This is a genomic window from uncultured Neptuniibacter sp. (assembly GCF_947498015.1).
GTDB lineage: Bacteria > Pseudomonadota > Gammaproteobacteria > Pseudomonadales > Balneatricaceae > Neptuniibacter.
Window position 1 is genome coordinate 138,462 of record NZ_CANMIR010000003.1, and the last position, 20,114, is coordinate 158,575.

Consider the following 20,114-nt stretch of genomic DNA (forward strand, 5'->3'; position numbering starts at 1 on the left):
AGGGATTTGTGTCTGATAATCCATGGAATGAATCAGAAAATAATGGCCAGTCATCAGATAAGGTAAAAGGATCTGACAGCTCCTCTGCCGATAGCCATTCAAAGCTTGACCGGGCGGTATCCAATGCAAAACAGGATAACGCCAGCAAAAAAGAGTGGAAACTGATTGAAAAGACGCTCAATGGCTTGTTTGTTGAGCAGCGAAGGGCGCGGCGCTGGGGGATCTTTTTCAAATTACTGACTTTTGGGTATCTGTTTGCGCTTCTGGCAATTTTTTTCAATGGGCAGGAGCTAACAAAAGAGGTCTCTCAAGAGCTACATACTGCGGTTATTGAGGTCAAAGGGCCTATAAGTGCAGATGATGATTCGAGTGCAGATAATATAATTTGGGCGCTTCGGGAGGCTTTTGAAAACAGTCAGGCTAAGGCGGTCATTCTTAGAATAAATAGTCCCGGTGGTAGCCCGGTGCAATCAGGTTATATCTATGATGAGATTAAGCGTCTGAGGGAGGTATACTCTGACAAACCTCTCTACGCCGTGATCAGCGATATCGGTGCTTCAGGGGCATATTATATTGCTGCAGCTGCCGACCAGATCTATGCGGATAAAGCGAGTCTGGTGGGTTCTATCGGCGTTGTCGCTGGTGGTTTTGGCTTTGTTGATCTAATGGAAAAAGTAGGCGTTGAGCGCCGTCTCTATACAGCCGGTGATCATAAAGCGTTCCTTGATCCATTTTCGCCAAGTAATACGGGTGAAGAGCAGTTTTGGCAAAGCGTTCTCGATACTACCCATAAGCAGTTCATTGATCAGGTTAAAAAAGGGCGAGGTGATCGCTTGAAAGATGAGCCTAAGCTTTTTACTGGTTTGGTCTGGACAGGTGAGCAGGCATTAGAGATCGGCCTGATAGATGGGCTTGGAAGCACAAGCTATGTCGCGAGGGAGATTGTTAAGGTTGATAAACTGGTCGATTACTCACCTAAGCAACCGCCATGGCAACAACTGGTAGATGAGCTGGGTGTGAGCTTTGCAAAAGGTCTTGCAACGCAGTTAGGGATCAATAATGGCTTGCAGTTGAAGTAACCCAAAAAGGAGGGGGAACCCTCCTTTTTTGTGTCGAAGGTTACAGCACCCTGTAGCCTTCATTCTCAAGCAGCCTGACCAGGCGAATGAGCGGAAGTCCGATCAATGTGTTTGGATCTTCGCCTTCCAATTTCTCAAACAAAACGATACCTAAAGCTTCGGATTTAAAACTCCCCGCGCAGTTATAAGGCTGTTCGGTAAGCAGGTAATTTTCAATCACTGTGTCAGTCAGGGCACGGAAAAATACTTTAAATGAAACAACTTCTGTTTGAGCATGGCCTGTATCTGAATTGACCAGAGAGAGTCCCGTCAGAAATGTTACTGCTTGTCCAGACAGCTTCTGTAGCTGTTTCACGGCGTTTTCATGTGTATGTGGCTTTCCCAGTATCTCATCTCCAAGTACGGCGACCTGATCAGAGCCGATAACCAAAGCTGAATGGGCATCAGACGCGATCTTTCGTGCTTTAGCTTCTGCCAGCCGAGCAACAAGTGCTTCAGGGGTCTCATACTCATGTGCACTCTCGTCAATCTCTGGAGATATGCAGGAATAATCAACGTTTAGCTTATCTAAAATTTGACGACGGAAAGGCGAACTTGATGCTAAAATCAGTTTTCTCATGTTGTTTTTTGGCCATGAATTTAGGAAGGCCCAAATATTAGCGTTTTTATTGCGGAAATAAACCCCAAAGTCTTTGACAGATCGGGCTTCGGGCCCTAGAATTGCGCGCTTATGTCAAACGGTCCATTACCTAAAAGAGTAGACCCGCGAAAACTTGCTGAGCGGGAAGTGCGAATTGCAGGTGAAGCTGACTTAAACGGCATGCCAAATCTTTGTCAGACAATTGTCGGCGAGAAGGGTGTCGTTAATGTTGAGCTTCAGTTTGCGGTTGATGAGCAGCGTATCCGCACAATTACAGGCAGCGCCAGCGGTCATGTTTTCATGACATGCCAACGTTGTCTGGATCCTGTTGAGGTTGCCGTCGAGGCAGAATTTAATCTTGGCGTTGTCGCCAGCGAGGAAGCTGCTAAACAGTTACCTCGTAGTTATGATCCTCTGATTGTAGAGGATGAAGAGATTGAACTGCTGCCGGTAATTGAAGAGGAGTTGATACTGAGCTTGCCTCATGATGCTTATCATGATGATTGCACAGTTAAAACTTCTTTTGGCGAAGCCGAGGCAGTGGCGGATGACACCGATAAACCGAATCCATTTAGTGTGTTGGCTAAGTTAAAAGCCAGCAACAAATAGAAAGAACCAGGAGCTATTTAGTCATGGCAGTTCAGAAAAGTAAGAAGTCTCGTTCCCGTCGCGATATGCGTCGCTCCCACGATGCACTGGGTAACCCGACTCTGTCTGTAGAAGCAACTACCGGTGAAACTCACCGTCGTCACCACGTATCTGCTGACGGTTTCTACCGTGGTAAGCAGGTAGTAAACAAGCAGGATGACGAATAAGCTTGTCAGAATACTACACCATTGCAGTTGATGTGATGGGCGGGGACTTCGGTCCCCGCGTTACAATTCCTGCAACTCTTGATGCTCTAAAACGTTTTCCCCACCTATCAGCCAAACTGGTTGGTCATTCCGAATCTATCACCCCTTATTTAAATTGCCTTCAAGCTGAAATCGCATGTCGTGTCGATATTGTCCATGCGCCTGATGTGATCTCTATGTCAGAGAAACCCTCTCAGACGCTTCGTAACGGTAAGCAATCATCTATGTTCAGAGCGCTACAACTGGTCGCTGATCAGGAGGCTCAGGCGTGCGTTAGTGCTGGGAATACAGGTGCACTCATGGTGTTGGGGCGCTATATTCTGCGAACTTTACCTGGGATTGATCGTCCTGCCATTATCTCATCAGTTCCATCTGTGAATGGCCATTGTTATATGCTGGACCTTGGCGCAAATGTAGATTGTAGTGCAGAGCACCTTCTGCAGTTTGCAATTATGGGTTCTGTTATGGCTGCGGCAGTCGATGACATTCCTCGTCCTAAGGTTGGATTACTCAATATTGGTCAGGAGGAGGTCAAGGGTAATGAGCAGGTTAAACTCGCTTCACGTCTGATCGATGAACAGGGTGGATTGAACTATATTGGTTATGTTGAAGGTGATGATCTGTATGCAGGCACCGCTGACGTAGTCGTGTGTGATGGGTTTGTAGGTAACATCGCCCTCAAAAGCAGCGAAGGTCTGGCTCGAATGATTAGCCATAAATTTCAGGCTAGCTTTCAGAAAGGGATCTATCGGCGAGCTCTGGCTATGCTGGCAAGGCCTGTTTTACGTGATCTTAAAAAGCAGATGGACCCTTCCCGTCGCAATGGTGCTAGCCTTTTGGGGTTGCAGGGCATTGTGATTAAAAGTCATGGTTCAGCTAATCAGAATTGCTTTGGTTACGCCCTAGATCAAGCTGTTGCTGAGATTGAACAGAATGTCCCCCGCCTAATCTGTAAAGAAATAGAAGATAAGCTGGCCTGAATCTTCGTGTTACAGTTTTAATTGCCTCCGAATGTTGTAAACTACGGGCCAATCGCCTTAATTAACGGGCATTGTTCAAATTTACGATTTGAGGAAATCATGTCGCAAACTCTTGCATTTGTCTTTCCAGGACAAGGGTCTCAACAAGTAGGTATGCTTGCTGAGCTTTCTGAATCTCATCCAGTAATTAAAAGTACCTTTGCTGAGGCATCTGAGGTTCTTGGTTATGATTTGTGGGAGCTGGTACAGAACGGCCCGGATACTGAACTAAATCAAACCGATAAAACACAACCTGCACTGTTAACAGCTGGCGTTGCACTGTGGCGTCTATGGCAAGAGCAGGGTGGTAATAAACCTGCGCTGGTAGCCGGTCATAGCTTAGGTGAATATACTGCACTGGTTTGTGCTGGGGCTATCAGCTTCGCTGATGGTGTAAAGCTGGTGAAGCTGCGTGGTGAGTTTATGCAGCAGGCTGTTCCAGTTGGTACCGGTGCGATGGCAGCAGTTCTAGGCTTAGATGACGCTGGCATCGAGCAGGCATGTAAAGATGCAGAGCAGGGCGATGTGGTATCTCCAGTTAATTACAACTGTCCTGGCCAGATTGTTATTGCTGGTCAGAAAGAAGCGGTAGATCGTGCTATCGAAAACTGTAAGGCAGCTGGTGCTAAGAGGGCTATCCCTCTACCTGTGAGTGTTCCTTCTCACTGTGCATTGATGAAGCCAGCAGCAGAAAAAATGGCTGAAGAGCTGGCTAAGATCGAGATTTCATTACCGGAAATTCCAGTTGTTCAGAACGTTACAGCAGCGGTGCCTACTTCGGTTGAAGAGCTTAAAGAAAACCTGCTAGCACAGTTATACAGCCCTGTTCTGTGGACTAAGAGTGTGCAGAGCATGGTAGAACAAGGTATTGAAAGCACCGTAGAGTGCGGACCAGGCAAAGTTCTGTCTGGATTGAATAAGAAAGTCCATAAACCTCTGAGCGTAGCAGCAATTGGTGATGCGGCAGGCCTTGAAAAGGCGCTAGGTCAGTAATTGCTAAGCAAGGGAAATCGGAATGAGTATTGAAGGTAAAGTCGCACTGGTCACTGGTGCAACCCGAGGCATTGGTAAAGCCATTGCTCAGGAGCTTGGTAAGCAGGGTGCTGTTGTCGTTGGCACAGCTACCAGCGAAAATGGTGCTGCATCAATCAGCGCTTATCTTGAAGAGTCAGGTATAAAAGGTACTGGTCTGGTACTGGATGTTTCAGATGCGGATTCTGTTGCGGACGTACTGAAAGCAGTTCAGTCTGATTTTGGTACAGTGGAAGTGTTGGTAAACAACGCTGGCATTACACGCGATAACATCCTGATGCGTATGAAGGATGATGAGTGGGATTCGGTAATCAACACTAACCTGAACTCTGTTTATCGTCTGGTTAAAGGTTGCCTGCGTGGTATGACTAAGGCGCGCTGGGGTCGTATCATCAGCGTGAGCTCTGTAGTTGCTTCTATGGGTAATGCGGGCCAGGCAAACTATGCTGCGGCTAAATCCGGTATGGAAGGTTTTACGCGTGCGCTGGCACGTGAAGTAGGCTCCCGTAATATTACGGTTAACTGCGTAGCACCAGGTTTTATCGACACAGATATGACCAGTGGCCTAGCAGATGAGCATAAAGAAGCACTTAAATCACAGATCCCTATGAACCGTTTGGGTCAGCCGGAAGAGATTGCGGCAGTTGTTGGTTTCTTAGCCAGCCAGGGTGGTGGTTACGTGACCGGTGAGTCGATTCAGGTCAACGGTGGCATGTATATGGGCTAAATACCCATAGAAGGAATTGTTTTTTTCTTCGAATTGTTGATAATGTGCCGTCAGGTAGAGAGCAAACTAACCGCTTAAGCTTGATAAAGATTAAGCGGTCTAATAAAATTTCTTTCCGCATATCAAAATGATGTGCGGTGTTAATAAGAAGATAGGAAGAGATATGAGCAGCATTGAAGAGCGCGTAAAAAAGATCATCGCAGAACAGCTAGGTGTTAAAGAAGAAGAAGTGACTCAGGAAGCTTCTTTTGTTGAAGATCTGGGCGCAGATTCTTTGGACACAGTTGAGCTGGTAATGGCTCTGGAAGAAGAATTCGAAACTGAGATTCCAGACGAAGAAGCTGAGAAGATCACTACAGTTCAGCTGGCTATCGATTACATCAACGCTAATCAGTAATCGTTACAAGCAAGTATTTCTGACAAGCCGCTCTATCACTGATAGCGCGGCTTTTCTTTGTCTATAGCACAAAGAATTGAACGTTATAGCTTTATATGGAGATAATAAATGTCACGTAGGCGTGTTGTAGTTACCGGTATCGGCATGCTAACTCCTATCGGTAATACTGTTTCTGAAACCTGGGAGCATCTATTGGCAGGTAAAAGTGGCGCAGCTCCGATAACTCATTTTGATACAGCGCCTTTTGCAACAAAGTTTTCAGCTTCGGTCAAAAATTTTGATGTGACAGAGTACATGAGCCCGAAAGATGCACGAAAGATGGATCTCTTCATTCAATATGGAATGGCGGCTGGTATGCAGGCGATTAGTGACTCTGGGTTTGAAGTAACTGAGTGCAATGCAGCCCGCATCGGCTGTGCAATAGGGTCAGGTATCGGTGGCCTGCCGATGATCGAGAAAAACGTCGGGGTTCTTGAAGCCAGTGGTCCGCGTAGGGTCTCTCCTTTCTTTGTTCCTGGTAGTATCATCAATATGATTGGTGGCAACCTTGCAATCAAATATGGTCTTAAAGGCCCCAATATTGCGATTACGACTGCCTGTACGACTGGAACACATAATATTGGTCATGCGATGAGAAGCATCCAATATGGTGACGCTGATGTTATGCTGGCAGGGGGGGCTGAAATGGCGACCACCCCACTGGGTATTGCTGGTTTTTCTGCAGCGCGGGCGCTTTCAACACGTAATGATGATCCCACAACTGCAAGCCGTCCCTGGGATAAGGATCGTGATGGTTTTGTACTGGGAGATGGCGCGGGCATCTTAGTTCTGGAAGAGTATGAGCACGCAAAAAAAAGGGGGGCTCATATCTATTGTGAGCTAGCTGGCTTTGGCATGAGTGATGACGCTTATCATATGACTGCACCGCCTGAAAGTGGCGAGGGTGCGGCCCTGTCCATGAGTAATGCGATAGCTGATGCAGATCTGCCCGTAGATAAGATTCATTATATCAATGCGCACGGGACTTCCACGCCTGCAGGTGATGTTGCTGAATCAAACGCTACCAAAAAGGTTTTGGGTTCAGCCGCAGAAGTTGTTCGCATGAGCTCAACAAAGTCGATGATAGGACATCTGCTTGGTGCTGCAGGTGCAGTGGAAGCGATCTTTTGTGTTCTTGCACTGAGAGATCAGGTAGCGCCACCCACGATAAATCTTGATAACCCATCAGATGGTTGTGATCTCAATTATGTTCCCCATAGCCCTCAAAGTTGTCGTATAGATACAGCTATATCTAACTCTTTTGGATTTGGTGGTACGAATGGAACGTTGTTGTTCAAGAAAATATAAAGGCCCCAGATGAAGTGTTGGGTAAATGGAATCGAGGCAGACTCTATCGATATAGCTGATAGAGGCCTATGTTACGGGGATGGTCTATTTGAAACTATTCTTGTTACAAATGGTACGCCCCATCTTTATAATCAGCACATTCTGCGATTAGGTAGAGGCCTTGACAGGCTTCGCTTTCCTCCTGAAACGCTGGATCTGGTGTCAGCTGAGCTTGATAGGTTAGACCTAAAGGGTGATCAGGTTCTAAAAATTACAGTAACACGGGGCGTTGGTCCTCGAGGGTATGCCCCTTCGTCTGGCTCCGAGCCTTCTCGGATCATCACGCTTTCTTCATATGCAGGAAATGATCAGCATCGTTTAACTGGCATTAACCTTAGATTGTGTAGCCAGCCTCTGGGGATTAACCCTCAACTAGCTCAGTTAAAACACCTAAATCGTCTTGAGCAGGTACTTGCAAGAGGGGAGTGGAGTGACCCTGACATCGCTGAGGGGGTGATGCTTGATGTAGACGGGTATCCAATTGAAGGTACGATGAGTAATATCTTCTGGGTAGCTTCAAATAAGATCTTCACACCTGATCTGGATCGTTGTGGTATCCAGGGGGTGATGCGTGATCATCTGATCTCCCTTTTGCGTGCAGAGGGGATTGAGGTAGATATCGGGCGTTACAACCTTGATGATCTTCATTTGGCTGAAGAAGTTTTTGTGTGCAATAGCCTGATTGGTATCTGGCCTGTTATTCAATTCGAAGCTTCTACATACGCAATAGGAAAATATACGCGTCTCCTTCAGGGGCTATTACAAAAGGAAATAAGTAGTTGAAGAAACTCGTTGTAACTTTTCTTATTCTGGTAACGTTAACAGGCATTGCTGCATCCTGGCTCTGGCACGATTACCAGCGTTATTTGTCAGCTCCACTTTTAATTGAAAATGATATGGTTTTTTTGGTTAAAAAAGGCAGTAATTACAATGAGATACTGAATGATGTTAAACTGATTTCTGGTGGGGTTAGCATCCCCTATCTGAAGTTTTACGGCCGTCATTCAAAGCTTGCTAATAAAATTAAAGCCGGTGAATACCAGCTTAGTGCTGGCATAACACCCAAAAAATTCCTGGAAATTATCACATCGGGCCGTTCAATCAATTACCAGTTCACGATAGTTGAAGGCAGTACTTTTAAAGATCTAATCGCTAATATCTCCGCTAGTAAAACGCTTGTTGATGACGTTAGCTCATTAACTGATCAAGAGCTCATTCAGCAACTCAATGTGTCTGAAAATTATCCTGAAGGGTTATTTCTGGCTGAAACCTATAGCTATGAAAAAAACAGTTCAGCCATGGCTTTGCTGAAACGTGCGAATCGTTTGATGGCGGGGATTCTAAATGAACAGTGGCAAGTTAGGGATAAAAGCTTACCCTATAAAACACCTTATGAAGCTTTGATCATGGCCTCTATCGTTGAGAAAGAGACAGCACGAGCAGATGAGCGTCCTATCATCGCCGGAGTGTTTGTCAGAAGGCTTAATAAAAAGATGCGCCTGCAAACAGATCCTACCGTCATATACGGGATGGGAGAGAGTTACAAAGGTAATATTCGCCGTTCAGACCTTCGCAAAGCGACGCCTTACAATACCTATGTGATACCTGCTCTTCCTCCAACCCCAATTGCCATGGTCGGCCGTGAGGCCATCTCTGCGGCTCTCAATCCTGCACCGGGTAAGGCTCTCTATTTTGTTGCTAAAGGCGATGGTAGTCATTACTTCTCAAAAACACTCAAAGAACATAACAATGCGGTTCGACGCTACCAGCTATCACGCCGAAAAGATTATCGTTCTTCACCATAAATCTGTATCTGAGCTTATATGAACACAAACGAAACAGGCCGGTTTATTACTATAGAAGGGACCGAAGGGGTTGGAAAATCCACTAATATCGAGTTTCTGTGCAATCTGCTGGAAAGTAAAGGGGTTGATATAGTTCTTACACGAGAGCCAGGTGGCACACCGTTGGCTGAGGAGCTCAGAGATCTACTTCTGAAGCCTCGTGATGAGCAGGTTAGTCAGGATACCGAACTGCTACTTATGTTTGCAGCCCGTGCTCAACATCTTGCCAATGTAATCAAGCCAGCACTTGAGCGCGGCTGCTGGGTTATCAGTGACCGATTTACGGATGCAACTTTTGCATATCAGGGCGGTGGTCGCGGTGTTGACTACGATAATATTCAAACACTTGAAAGGCTTGTTCAGCATGGATTACAACCTGATTTGACACTGCTGTTAGATCTTGATGTTGAAGTCGGGTTGCAGCGTGCTTCGGCACGGAGTGTGCCAGATCGGTTTGAGCAGGAGAAACTAGCTTTCTTCAGAAATGTTCGAAGTGCATACCTTCAACGCGCTGAAAATGAACCTGAGCGTTTTGCCATTATCGATGCCGGTAAAGGGCTGGATGAGGTTCAGCAGCAGATTGCCAATGTACTTAATAATTTTCTGGATAATTGAACATGGCTGAGATGCTATCTGCTTATCCCTGGTTTATAGAAAGGCTTACTCATCTGGCTAAGCTTCATGATGGCAAGCGTTTGCCTCATGCATTGCTCATTCATGGTATGACTGGAATTGGCAAAGGACATTTTGCCGAATGTTTTGCTCAGTATCTTCTTTGCCACTCGCCACAGGAAACCCAGGCATGCGGTCAATGTAAAGGGTGTGAACTCAATGCGGCCGGCAGTCATCCGGATCTCTATCTGTTGAAACCGGAAGAGGAGGGTAAGCAACTCAAGGTCGATCAGATCAGGGCGTTGGGTGATTTCATATACAGTACCGCTCAACAGGGCGGCTACCGCGTTGTCATTGTCGAGCCGGCCGATTCAATGAATGTGGCTTCTGCTAATGCGTTACTGAAGATGCTGGAAGAGCCAGGTAAAGATACGCTCATCTTGCTTGTCACCTCCAAAATGGGGCAGGTATTACCCACTATCAAAAGCCGATGTCAGCATATTGAGTGTTATACACCTTCTGAGGCTCAGGCGATCGAGTGGTTGATGGCGGCCTCTGATATTGATTCAGATAAAGCCCAAAGTGTTCTCCATATCAATCGTGGAGCCCCTAAAGAAGCACTAAATTATTTAGAAAAAGGGCTGCATGATGATCGAGCCCAACTGATCAGGGGGTTGGCTGATATTCTTAAGCAAAGACGCACTCCTATCGAAGTCGCTCAATCATGGCAGAAGCAGGACCTGGAACTCATTTTAGGTTGGTTATATAGCTTGCTCTCTGACATCGCGCGTGGTGCAGTATGTCAAAGCGAAGAGCTAATTCGTCAAGATGATGCACGTAATATGATTAATGCAGTTGCTAAAAAAACTAACCCCGTTAAAATCTTTGGATTAGCTGATAAAGTTCAAGAGGAACGTAGAGCTATTTTGCTCAGGCAAAACCCAAATAAGCAATTATTGCTAGAATGCATCTTGCTGGAGTGGGCAGCACTTTATTCATAAGGAGAATAGAACCGATATGGTAGCAGTTCCGCGTTTAAGTCACGGTATTCTGTCTTTAACTATCAAGACTAAAGAAGAGCTGTACCAGGCTTACCTGCCATATATCTCTAATGGCGGTCTATTCATTCCAACCCTTCGTTCTTATCACTTGGGTGAAGAGGTGTTCATGCTTCTCGAGTTGATGGAAGAGGGTGACAAGATCCCTGTAACTGGCAAGGTAGTGTGGGTTACACCAAAGGGTGCTCAGGGTGGTCGTACCCCCGGCATTGGGATACAGCTATCTCCGGATGACTCAACCTTAATCAACAAAATTGAGACCTACCTCGCAGGCGCGCTTAACTCTGAACGTAAAACAAACGCGCTCTAACTGGTCGACTAAGCCGAAACTCCCATCTTTATGTTTATAGATTCTCACTGTCACCTGGACAGGATTGACCTGTCTCCGTATGAAAATAATTTTGAAGCGATGCTTCAGTCTGCAAAAGATCGTGATATCGACAAGATGCTTTGTGTATCTATTTCGATGGAACAGTTTGAGCCGATGTATGAACTGATCAAACCGCATAGTTCTATTTTTGCCTCTGTTGGTGTTCACCCTTTGAGTGCGGATAAGGAGCAGGTAGCGGTAGAGCAACTGATCGAATCTGCCGGAAAGAAGCGCATTGTCGCAATTGGTGAAACTGGGCTGGATTATTACTACCAACAAGATACAGTTGAACTGCAGAAGCAGAGTTTTCGCAATCATCTTGTGGCGGCATCTCAGCTCGAAATGCCTGTAATAGTGCATACCAGAGCTGCGAGAGAAGATACTCTGGCGATGATTAAAGAGTACGGAGACCTTGACAGTGCAGGGGTACTTCACTGTTTCACGGAAGATTGGGGTATGGCCAAATCGGCTCTGGACCTCAACTACTACATCTCTTTTTCCGGCATTACTACCTTTCGCAATGCGGAAGAGCTTAGAGAGGTTGTTAAGAAGGTGCCACTGGAACGTATTTTAATTGAAACCGATGCCCCTTATCTTGCGCCCGTACCTCATCGGGGTAAAAAAAATGAACCTAAATATGTGGTCGAAGTTGCACAATGCATAGCCGACCTGAAAGGCGTTAGCTTATCTGAGATAGCAGCAGTTACCACAGATAATTTCTATCGGCTGTTTAGTAAAGCGGATGTCTGATATGTACCCTCCTATCAATTATATCGAGCCGGTCTTTCGCCCCCCAAGTGAGGCTAATTCTTTAATTCTTCAGGTCACTAATGGCTGTAGTTGGAACAATTGCACCTTCTGTGAGATGTACACATTACCGCAAAAAAAGTTCAGGCCTAAACCTCAGGCTGACATTGATCAAGAGATTCGTAACTGTGCAGAATCGCTGGGTCAGGTGAGACGTGTGTTCCTTGCAGATGGCGATGCTATGGCACTTTCGGTAAAACGCCTCAAAGCGATTCTGATATCTATTCGAACCTACCTGCAATCAGTTACGCGAGTATCATCCTACTGTTTGCCTCGTAATCTGATCAAGAAATCAGTGGAGGAGTTAGCAGAGCTGAAAGAGCTGGGTCTTGAACTGCTTTATGTGGGTGCTGAAAGTGGAAATGATGAGGTTCTAGCCAAGATAGATAAAGGTGAAACCTATGATTCCACGCTCGAGTCATTGCTAAAAATTAAAGCAGCAGGCATCAAATCATCTGTGATGATCATCAATGGCATGGGGGGCGTTAATTACAGTGCTCAACATGCATTAGACTCCGCCAGATTAGTTAATGAAGCACAACCTGAGTACCTGGCAACACTTGTTCTGTTCTTCCGGCAGGGTGAACAGCGATTTAGAGAAGCGTTTGGAGGCGATTTTACCGCCTGTAATCAAATGCAGCTGATTGAAGAGATGAAAACGTTGCTTAGTACTCTCGAGCTTAAGAAAACGATATTTAGAAGCGATCATGCTTCCAATTATCTGGTTTTAAAGGGGGTGCTGGGTAGAGATAAGCCGATGTTATTGCAGAGCATAGATGCTGCTTTGAATCACGAGGATAGGGTATTTCTTCGGAGTGAGAGAATGCGGGGGCTGTAAGTTTGATACTAACGTATCTTTTAAATAGTTAAATTAAGTACGAGAGAATTAATTACATTTCTATATTTTGTGTTTATACTTTGGTATAAAGTAAATTCTTTATAATTATAAGAATATACCGTGAGGTAATAAGCACATGAGAAGACCTGTTCGTATCGCTGTTACAGGTGCTGCTGGCGCCATCAGTTATAGCCTTCTATTCAAAATCGCTGCAGGCGAAATGATGGGCAAAGATCAGCCCGTTATTCTTCAATTAATCGAACTTCCGCATGCAATGAACTCACTTCGTGGTGTTGCTATGGAGTTGATGGACTGCGCGTATCCTCTGCTGCACACCATTACACTGCACGATAATGTTGAAGATGGATTTAAGAATGCCCATTACGCACTTCTTGTGGGTGCCAAGCCTCGTGGGCCGGGGATGGAGCGTAGCGACCTGCTTGAGGAAAACGCAGAAATTTTTGCTCGCCAGGGTAAAGCGTTGAATGATTTTGCAAACCGTGATGTAAAAGTGTTGATCACAGGCAACCCGGCTAATACCAACGCACTGATTGCTAGCCGTAATGCACCTGATCTGAGTCCTTCTCAGTTTACCTGTCTGACACGTCTTGATCACAACAGAGCTAAAGGGATTCTTGCAAATCACAGTGGTGCAACTACACGTGATATTGGCGGCATTATGATATGGGGTAACCATTCAGCCACTCAGTACCCGGATCTTCATCAGGCTACCATTCTGGGTAAGCCCGCTATGTCACAGATTGATACGACGTGGTATCGGGATGAGTTTATTCCTAAGGTACAAAAACGTGGCGCAGAGATTATTGATGCCCGTGGACTTTCCAGTGCCGCTTCTGCTGCTCAGGCTATTGTCGACCAGATGAGAGATTGGGTCTTAGGAACTGATCCAACTGAAATTATCAGTATGGGAATTCTCAGTGATGGCAGCTATGGAATTGCTAAAGGTATCTTCTACTCCTTCCCGGTTCGTTGTAACTATGGGCGATATCAGATTGTTCATGATATTGAGATTAATGAATTTAGCCGTCAGCGCTTAACAGATACAGAGCAGGAGTTGTTAGACGAGAAGGCTATCGTCGAACATCTGTTACCTAAAGAGACTGAAGCTTCTCATCAGAACCTTTCAATCTGCCTTCGTTCCGGTGTCACGTTATATGCTGACAACACAGGACCTGATTCTGAGAGCAAATTCATGACGACCAACCGTGTCATGTAAGTAGCTTAACCTCATTTTTCTGCTAAAGTGCCTCTTCAAATGAAGGGGCATTTTTTATGGTTGAGATTATTAAGGTCAGAACAGGGCGGCAGGGGCTTTATGAGTTCACATATCAGGTCCAGAATTTAATCGACAGGTCCACATTAGAATCTGGACTATGCTCCTTACTGATTCAGCATACCAGTGCCAGTCTTACTATTCAGGAGAATGCTGATCCCAGTGCTAAGGTTGATCTTGAAAATTGGTTCAACAGGCTGGTAGTTGAACGAGATTCGATTTATACGCATACCCTTGAGGGTGATGATGATATGCCAGCGCACATTAAAAGTGCCCTCACAGCAACCTCATTATCCATTCCCTTCAAAGCTGGACGTTTATGTCTTGGGGCTTGGCAGGGGATCTATTGTTGGGAGCACCGGCATAATGCTTCAGAGAGAAGCGTAGCGGTGCATATTGGGAACTAAAAAAGGCCAATAAAAAAGGCTGCTAATGCAGCCTTTTATAATATTTCGGAAAATTAGAACTCTTCGCCCGTATCCATTGGAGTAACACTCTGAAGCATCTTTAAAAGATCTAGTAAGATGATCAGGATATTATTGTAGTAGCATACTCCCTGCACAAAGCGTTTCGTTGTCTCTTCGCCTGTCGCATTTGGTGCGCGATCAATATCATTCTGAGGTAGGTTAATAACCTCATCAACACTATCAACTACCAGGCCGACTACTTCCTGTTCATTGTATTCCACTACAATGATCCGGGTATCGTCATCTGGTGTGTGTGGGCTTAAACCGAACATCTGGCGAGTATCGATTACGGTAACTACATTCCCACGCAGATTGATAATCCCCTGAATGAAGTAGTCAGAACCGGGAACAGGTGTTATTTCGCTGTAGCGAAGCACCTCTTTGACCTGAACAACATCGATACCGTATAACTCATTATCAACTTTGAATGTCGCCCACTGATGGTAGACTACCTCTTCTTGATTAGAGCGTTTACCATCATTTGCCTGCTGATGAATAGCCTGCTCAGCTTGTAATGCTTTAAGGTGCTCAGCTGCTGCTTCTAGACCCATAGTCGGTTACCTATTCGTAGTTACAACTATCAAACACTCTCAATCTATATTTTAAGAATGTAACTTGATTCATTTGAGTATCCCACAGCTTTAAGATCCTTGAAAGTAGGGGATTATTTTTTATTCTAGGATAGACCAGCAATAGATGACTTTAAACAAAATGAGGGTCTAATTCTGGTCTTTTTTGCCTTAAAGGCAGTTGTCTGGTTTTGGCAGTCCCGCAATTTTTGCAAGGAGTTTCGCCGGACTACCAGGGAATAGTTTCATCAAGTAGATACTTTTTCCCTTATCACTCCCCAGCTTTAGAGTAACCGCTTTCACCAGCGGGCGCATTGCTGGGGAGTGTTCAAACAACTGATAAAACTCCCGAATGACCTCAATCAACTCCCAGTGAGCAGGTGTTAATTCAATACCTTCTTGCTGTGCGATCTGTTCAGCAACGCTTTGGTTCCAGTCCTGTAAGCTGCGAAGGTAGCCCTCATCGTCGAACTCAATATCCATTTCAGTACCAGCTTACCGTTTTATCCATATCGCTACAGAGCACCACAAACTGTTTGTCGTCGGCAATACTAACCTGCTCAGATATTCGAGAGGTAATACCGCGTGCCTCTAAATCAGCTTCCAAAGCAAAGAGAGCAACATTATCAGGAATGGAGGAGAATAGACCTTGATGCGCATCCAATGCGCCTAAAACTCCATCTTCGATCATTATAATTGCATCACCATCTTCAATTGCGCAGAGCATTCTTTTGATCAATGCATCTGCAGAGGGCGACTTATTTAAAATATGCAGTGTCATATCAGAATGTCAGCACCGTATCATGCAGGTTAATTAATTGAGATATGCTTGATTGGTCAATCAGCGTCACAGGTAAGCAGAGGTCTTCATCTGTCAGACCGTTTTGTATCAGGGAATCATGTTCAACATAGATCTCTGTGATGTCATACATCGGAAGCGCACTTAGCATCGCTTCAATTTTTTTCTGTTGAATCTTGCCTGGCTGCTGATCTTTAAGGAGCTGAAAGATAGCATCTCCGCAGAATAGCAAAGTAACGGGCATCTCAAAGATAGAGCAGGTCAGGGCGATATCCAGAGACTCGCGTGCCGCTGCATCCCCATATGGGCTTTTCTGATTGATGATTAAGACAGATTTTTTTTCGCTCATCATCAGGCTCCAAAGGTTATGACACGATCTGAGACAGCGATGGCTTCTGCCAGCTGACCCAAGCCTGACAGTTCGAAAGTCTCACGAAGGTTGCCAGACGCTTTCTCATAGCGTTTGGCCTCATTATCATCGATAACCCCGCGTTTAACCGCCGCTGCAATACAAACAACCAGGTCAAGTTGATGCTCTTCGGCGAGCGTTTGCCACTGCTGTGGCAGATCTGCTTCTCCTTGGGGGGAGCAGATCTGATTATTGGCTATCAACGTTGCTTCAGCATAAAAGAAGACCCTGAAGAGTTCATGACCTTCGTCCAGCAGGGTTTGCGCAAACCTGAAAGCAGTTGCTGTAGATTGATGGCTAAAAGGTGACGCCTGTATGACAAGTGAAAACTTCATGTGTAAATCGCATCAGAAAAAAAAGCCCCGCTATCTTAACAAAGAAAGCGGGGCTTTTTTAATTAGGTGGACAGCTTAGTCATCCATAATGCCGAGAATATTCAGCAGGCTGATAAAGATGTTGTATATAGACACATACAGGGTCACTGTAGCTGAAATATAATTAGTCTCGCCACCATTCACTATCTGCTGTGTTGTGAACATGATAGCAGCAGAAGAGAACAGGATGAACATCGCAGAGATAGCCAGTGTTAATGCTGGCATCTGCAGGAAGATGTTAGCAATGATCGCGACCAATAGCACAACAAAACCCGCCATCAACATGCCAGCGAGGAATGAAAGATCACGCTTTGTCGTCAATGCATAGGCTGAAGTGACAAAGAATGTCAGAGCGGTACCGCCCAAGGCTGTCATGACGATCTCACTACCGCCACCTGCTGTTGCATAATTGATGATGGGTCCTAGGGTGTACCCCATAAATCCAGTCAGCAGAAATACAAACACCAGTCCCAGGCTGCTGTTACGGTTTTTCTCAGTTAGATAGAGCAGGCCATAGAAACCAACAATTGTAATCAAAAAACCTGGGTGCGGGAGAGCAAGAACGGCTGCTATACCAGCAACCAACGCGGACCATGCCAAGGTTATACCCAGCAGGAAATATGTATTACGAAGTACCTTATTCGTCTGCAGAGCGCTCTGCTCGGAACGGGACTCATATGTGTTGATGTTACGCATGTTACCCTCTGGAATAAATTCCCTATTTAGTTAGCTCTATATATAAGTATTTTAGTGGGTTTTTCAAGGATTCTTTACTTAGAATTAAGTCAGCGTAGAATCCGTACGCTTTTATACGATATTTACCAGGCCGTTATGACAGAGTTAGACATACTTTTTGAAGATGAATTCCTTATTGCTATCAATAAACCCTCTGGTCTGTTGGTCCATCCTAGTTGGCTGACCCCTCGCGGGACACCAAATCTTGCTTCGATGTTAAAAAACTATTTTAACGGTGCGAGCCCATATACCATTCATCGTTTGGACAGACCTACTTCCGGTGTTATTTTATTCGGTAAAAACAAAGAGATAGCACAGCAAATGAATCTTATTTTTGCTCAGCGTGAAGTGCAAAAAACCTATCTCTGTATGTCACGAGGTTACACTCAGGAAGCGGATACGATCGATTACCCGTTGAAAGAACAGCTCGACAAAATAGCTGATAAGTATGCGCAAAAAGATAAAGAAGCACAGGATGCTGTTTCTCACTATCGACGTTTAGCCACTGTAGAGTTACAGATGCCTGTAGGGCGTTACGAAACTGCTCGTTACTCTCTGGTAGAAGTTCGCCCAGAAACAGGACGAAAGCACCAGATCCGTCGTCATATGAAACATATATTCCATCCTATTGCCGGGGATACTTCACACGGCGACAATAAACATAATAAAGCCCTGAAAGCCCGTTTTGGGCTTGATCGCCTTATGTTAATGGCAACAGAGATTGAATTTAAACACCCTGTAACAGGGCAGATAATGAAGATTCCTGCTGCTGTTGATCAATTCACAGATCAGTTATTCAAAAAGTTTGAATGGCAGGGACTGTATCCAGCTCCCCTTGTGGAATCATCAAACCCAGACCAGACTATTGAGAATGGGTAATAATGGGGGTCATAGTTTATGCGCAAAGTCATTGTCTTATTTACTCTGCTGATCTCAAGCGCATTACTTTTCGCTAATCCCTCAGTTGAAACTCGTCTGCTCCAATATAGTGGCTCAGCAATAGATGAACCCCACTGGTTCAAAGATAGTTTTTTAGAGCTGGCAGATGATATCGATGAAGCTCAAGAGGATGGGAAGAATCTGTTGATCTATTTTCATCAGGCGGGCTGCCCCTACTGCTTTAATTTTGTCCAGCAGAGCCTCCTGGATCCTCACCTTAGCAATTATATTCAGCAATATTTTGATGTTATCGCTTTAAACCTCTGGGGTGATCGGGAGGTAACATTGCCGGATGGAGAGGTTTTGAGTGAGAAGGATCTGGCCCTGAAGTGGAAGATTCAATACACACCGACGCTTCTGTTTTTCCAAAAGGGGGCTGATCCCATTTTAAGAATTGATGGCTACCGAAATAAACAGGTGTTCGCTAAGGTCCTGGATTACGTCAGAACTGGTAAAACTGACAGGTCGCTGGCTCAGATACTCATTGAGCAGGATGTATCGGCTTCCTTATATCCGTCGGATGTACTTAAGGAATCAGAAAATCTTAAAAAAACTATAAACGACAAACCAACGTTGCTGTTATTTGAGTACCCAGGGTGCAAAGATTGTGACCAGCTGCACCGCCAAGTGCTAACACGTAAAGATACACATTCTCTTCTTAAGCAATTCAATGCAATTAGACTGGATCTCGGTAGCGAGAAGGTAATAACGGATTTTACAGGTGATCAAAAGACTGCCCGCCAGTGGGCTGAAGATTTGGGGTTGAGTTACTTCCCAAGTGTAGTGTTGTTTGATGCTGATATTAAAGAGCAGCTAAGAATTGACAGCTATGTTCAGGCATTTCATTTTAATACCGCATTAGAGTTTGTCAGTGACAAGATTTATACGCGAATGCCTCAATTTCAGCGCTACATCAATGAACGGGCTGATAGATTGCGAGCACAAGGTGAAAAAGTTGTAATAACCCAGTAAGCATAGGCGATAAAGCTATTTTTTTTGCAAAAGCTATGATCTAATCGCCGTGTTTTTGAACCTTATAAAGACCAATCAGGGCGGAACGTTTCCTAGATGAGCACAGAGCATAATATGGCTGATCTGCTGGAGCAGAAAAGCGGTGATATTCGCATCGGAATTATAGGTGCGATGGATGAAGAAGTAGAGCTATTAAAAGCCTCACTTGATAACAGAGAAGATCATGTTATCGCTGGCTATCATCTTTTTACGGGTAAGCTGCATGGTAAAGAGATCGTTCTTCTCAAATCAGGCATCGGTAAAGTGAATGCCGCTATTGGTACGACCATTCTTCTGCAAACATTCAAGCCTGACTGTATCATCAATACTGGCTCAGCTGGTGGGTATGATCCTGAACTGAATGTGGGTGATATTGTGATCTCATCTGAAGTACGACACCATGATGTTGATCTGACCGTATTTGGCTACGAATACGGCCAGGTGCCACGCCAGCCCGCTGCATATACCCCTGATGAGACACTGGCCGCTGTGGCAGAAAAGTGTATTGCCCGCATGGATGGTATGAAAACAGTGCGCGGGTTAATAGCAACGGGTGATCAGTTTATGAATGATCCAGACCGGGTTGAACGTAAGCGTAAGCTGTTTCCGCAGATGAAAGCTGTTGAGATGGAAGCCGCTGCGATTGCTCAGACCTGCCTTCAATTTGGTACACCTTTTATTATTATCCGTGCATTATCAGATATCGCAGGTAAAGAATCTGGCGTCTCATTCGACCAATTCCTTATCACTGCAGCTAAACATTCTGCTGAAATGATCATCGCAATGATTGATGAGTTAGCCTCCAACTGATACAAATAAGGCCTTTGTAACTTTAAGCACTATAAGGGCCTTTA

27 protein-coding genes are annotated in these 20,114 nt (G+C 45.1%); 20 read left to right on the forward strand and 7 right to left on the reverse strand.

Going from position 1 to position 20,114, the window contains the following annotated elements; translation table 11 throughout:
* The first annotated feature begins 8 nt into the window (after positions 1 to 8).
* Positions 9 to 1,079 (forward strand): signal peptide peptidase SppA, encoded by a 1,071-nt coding sequence (gene sppA / locus Q0882_RS04785; protein WP_299178636.1) that lies wholly within the window; start codon positions 9 to 11, stop codon positions 1,077 to 1,079.
* A 40-nt stretch (positions 1,080 to 1,119) separates the two neighbouring features.
* Here the strand turns inward: sppA and Q0882_RS04790 are convergent, their stop codons facing one another.
* Positions 1,120 to 1,698 (reverse strand): nucleoside triphosphate pyrophosphatase, encoded by a 579-nt coding sequence (locus tag Q0882_RS04790; protein ID WP_299178638.1) that lies wholly within the window; start codon positions 1,696 to 1,698, stop codon positions 1,120 to 1,122.
* 111 nt (positions 1,699 to 1,809) lie between these two features.
* Here Q0882_RS04790 and Q0882_RS04795 point away from each other — a divergent pair, with 111 nt between their 5' ends.
* The 16 genes from Q0882_RS04795 to Q0882_RS04870 all read left to right on the forward strand — a co-directional run bounded on the left by Q0882_RS04795 (position 1,810) and on the right by Q0882_RS04870 (position 14,364).
* A complete protein-coding gene (locus Q0882_RS04795; RefSeq protein WP_299178640.1) occupies positions 1,810 to 2,328 on the forward strand; it encodes a YceD family protein in 519 nt (172 codons plus the stop codon).
* Between the two features lie 23 nt (positions 2,329 to 2,351).
* A complete protein-coding gene (gene rpmF / locus Q0882_RS04800; RefSeq protein ID WP_299178642.1) occupies positions 2,352 to 2,534 on the forward strand; it encodes a 50S ribosomal protein L32 in 183 nt (60 codons plus the stop codon).
* A 2-nt stretch (positions 2,535 to 2,536) separates the two neighbouring features.
* Positions 2,537 to 3,553, forward strand: coding sequence for a phosphate acyltransferase PlsX (gene plsX, locus Q0882_RS04805; RefSeq protein ID WP_299178644.1), 1,017 nt, complete (start codon positions 2,537 to 2,539; stop codon positions 3,551 to 3,553).
* A 99-nt stretch (positions 3,554 to 3,652) separates the two neighbouring features.
* On the forward strand, positions 3,653 to 4,585 hold the full coding sequence (fabD, locus tag Q0882_RS04810; protein ID WP_299178646.1) for an ACP S-malonyltransferase: 933 nt from the start codon (positions 3,653 to 3,655) through the stop codon (positions 4,583 to 4,585).
* A gap of 22 nt (positions 4,586 to 4,607) precedes the next feature.
* On the forward strand, positions 4,608 to 5,351 hold the full coding sequence (gene fabG, locus Q0882_RS04815; protein WP_297307905.1) for a 3-oxoacyl-ACP reductase FabG: 744 nt from the start codon (positions 4,608 to 4,610) through the stop codon (positions 5,349 to 5,351).
* A gap of 163 nt (positions 5,352 to 5,514) precedes the next feature.
* Positions 5,515 to 5,748 carry an acyl carrier protein gene (acpP, locus tag Q0882_RS04820; RefSeq protein WP_299178648.1) on the forward strand — a complete coding sequence of 78 codons (234 nt, stop codon included), beginning with the start codon at positions 5,515 to 5,517 and terminating at the stop codon, positions 5,746 to 5,748.
* A 108-nt stretch (positions 5,749 to 5,856) separates the two neighbouring features.
* A complete protein-coding gene (gene fabF, locus Q0882_RS04825; RefSeq protein WP_299178650.1) occupies positions 5,857 to 7,095 on the forward strand; it encodes a beta-ketoacyl-ACP synthase II in 1,239 nt (412 codons plus the stop codon).
* Positions 7,096 to 7,104: 9 nt separating this feature from the next.
* A complete protein-coding gene (pabC, locus tag Q0882_RS04830; RefSeq protein WP_299178652.1) occupies positions 7,105 to 7,917 on the forward strand; it encodes an aminodeoxychorismate lyase in 813 nt (270 codons plus the stop codon).
* Entirely contained in the window at positions 7,914 to 8,939 is a 1,026-nt protein-coding gene (gene mltG / locus Q0882_RS04835; RefSeq protein ID WP_299178654.1) for an endolytic transglycosylase MltG, read from the forward strand. Before pabC ends, mltG begins: the two co-directional genes overlap by 4 nt.
* A gap of 18 nt (positions 8,940 to 8,957) precedes the next feature.
* Complete coding sequence (tmk, locus tag Q0882_RS04840; protein WP_299178656.1) at positions 8,958 to 9,593, forward strand: dTMP kinase; 636 nt, start codon at positions 8,958 to 8,960, stop codon at positions 9,591 to 9,593.
* Positions 9,594 to 9,595: 2 nt separating this feature from the next.
* A complete protein-coding gene (locus tag Q0882_RS04845) occupies positions 9,596 to 10,591 on the forward strand; it encodes a DNA polymerase III subunit delta' (protein WP_299178658.1) in 996 nt (331 codons plus the stop codon).
* A gap of 16 nt (positions 10,592 to 10,607) precedes the next feature.
* Positions 10,608 to 10,958 (forward strand): PilZ domain-containing protein, encoded by a 351-nt coding sequence (locus tag Q0882_RS04850; RefSeq protein WP_299178660.1) that lies wholly within the window; start codon positions 10,608 to 10,610, stop codon positions 10,956 to 10,958.
* Positions 10,959 to 10,988: 30 nt separating this feature from the next.
* A complete protein-coding gene (locus Q0882_RS04855) occupies positions 10,989 to 11,768 on the forward strand; it encodes a TatD family hydrolase (protein WP_299178662.1) in 780 nt (259 codons plus the stop codon).
* A 1-nt stretch (position 11,769) separates the two neighbouring features.
* Positions 11,770 to 12,663 (forward strand): radical SAM protein, encoded by an 894-nt coding sequence (locus tag Q0882_RS04860; RefSeq protein WP_299178664.1) that lies wholly within the window; start codon positions 11,770 to 11,772, stop codon positions 12,661 to 12,663.
* A gap of 136 nt (positions 12,664 to 12,799) precedes the next feature.
* Positions 12,800 to 13,900 (forward strand): malate dehydrogenase, encoded by a 1,101-nt coding sequence (locus Q0882_RS04865; RefSeq protein WP_299178666.1) that lies wholly within the window; start codon positions 12,800 to 12,802, stop codon positions 13,898 to 13,900.
* 56 nt (positions 13,901 to 13,956) lie between these two features.
* A complete protein-coding gene (locus Q0882_RS04870) occupies positions 13,957 to 14,364 on the forward strand; it encodes a secondary thiamine-phosphate synthase enzyme YjbQ (RefSeq protein ID WP_299178668.1) in 408 nt (135 codons plus the stop codon).
* Positions 14,365 to 14,417: 53 nt separating this feature from the next.
* On the opposite strand, the gene Q0882_RS04875 is transcribed toward Q0882_RS04870, so the two are convergent.
* From Q0882_RS04875 to Q0882_RS04900, 6 genes are all read right to left on the reverse strand, one after another.
* Complete coding sequence (locus Q0882_RS04875; RefSeq protein WP_299178670.1) at positions 14,418 to 14,975, reverse strand: chemotaxis protein CheW; 558 nt, start codon at positions 14,973 to 14,975, stop codon at positions 14,418 to 14,420.
* Between the two features lie 189 nt (positions 14,976 to 15,164).
* Positions 15,165 to 15,476, reverse strand: coding sequence for a TusE/DsrC/DsvC family sulfur relay protein (locus Q0882_RS04880; protein ID WP_299178672.1), 312 nt, complete (start codon positions 15,474 to 15,476; stop codon positions 15,165 to 15,167).
* A 1-nt stretch (position 15,477) separates the two neighbouring features.
* A complete protein-coding gene (gene tusB / locus Q0882_RS04885; protein ID WP_299178674.1) occupies positions 15,478 to 15,774 on the reverse strand; it encodes a sulfurtransferase complex subunit TusB in 297 nt (98 codons plus the stop codon).
* Position 15,775: 1 nt separating this feature from the next.
* Complete coding sequence (gene tusC / locus Q0882_RS04890) at positions 15,776 to 16,144, reverse strand: sulfurtransferase complex subunit TusC (RefSeq protein ID WP_299178676.1); 369 nt, start codon at positions 16,142 to 16,144, stop codon at positions 15,776 to 15,778.
* Positions 16,144 to 16,536: a sulfurtransferase complex subunit TusD gene (tusD, locus tag Q0882_RS04895; RefSeq protein WP_299178678.1), complete on the reverse strand. Its 393-nt coding sequence runs from the start codon at positions 16,534 to 16,536 to the stop codon at positions 16,144 to 16,146. The genes tusC and tusD overlap by 1 nt, the downstream gene beginning before the upstream one ends.
* Positions 16,537 to 16,611: 75 nt before the next feature.
* Positions 16,612 to 17,271: a Bax inhibitor-1/YccA family protein gene (locus Q0882_RS04900; protein ID WP_299178680.1), complete on the reverse strand. Its 660-nt coding sequence runs from the start codon at positions 17,269 to 17,271 to the stop codon at positions 16,612 to 16,614.
* 135 nt (positions 17,272 to 17,406) lie between these two features.
* Here Q0882_RS04900 and truC point away from each other — a divergent pair, with 135 nt between their 5' ends.
* The 3 genes from truC (at position 17,407) to mtnN (ending at position 20,070) form a co-directional block, all read left to right on the forward strand.
* Positions 17,407 to 18,189 (forward strand): tRNA pseudouridine(65) synthase TruC, encoded by a 783-nt coding sequence (gene truC, locus Q0882_RS04905; RefSeq protein ID WP_299178683.1) that lies wholly within the window; start codon positions 17,407 to 17,409, stop codon positions 18,187 to 18,189.
* A gap of 18 nt (positions 18,190 to 18,207) precedes the next feature.
* On the forward strand, positions 18,208 to 19,221 hold the full coding sequence (locus Q0882_RS04910) for a thioredoxin fold domain-containing protein (RefSeq protein ID WP_299178685.1): 1,014 nt from the start codon (positions 18,208 to 18,210) through the stop codon (positions 19,219 to 19,221).
* Positions 19,222 to 19,317: 96 nt separating this feature from the next.
* Positions 19,318 to 20,070 (forward strand): 5'-methylthioadenosine/S-adenosylhomocysteine nucleosidase, encoded by a 753-nt coding sequence (mtnN, locus tag Q0882_RS04915; RefSeq protein ID WP_299178686.1) that lies wholly within the window; start codon positions 19,318 to 19,320, stop codon positions 20,068 to 20,070.
* Positions 20,071 to 20,114: the final 44 nt, after the last annotated feature.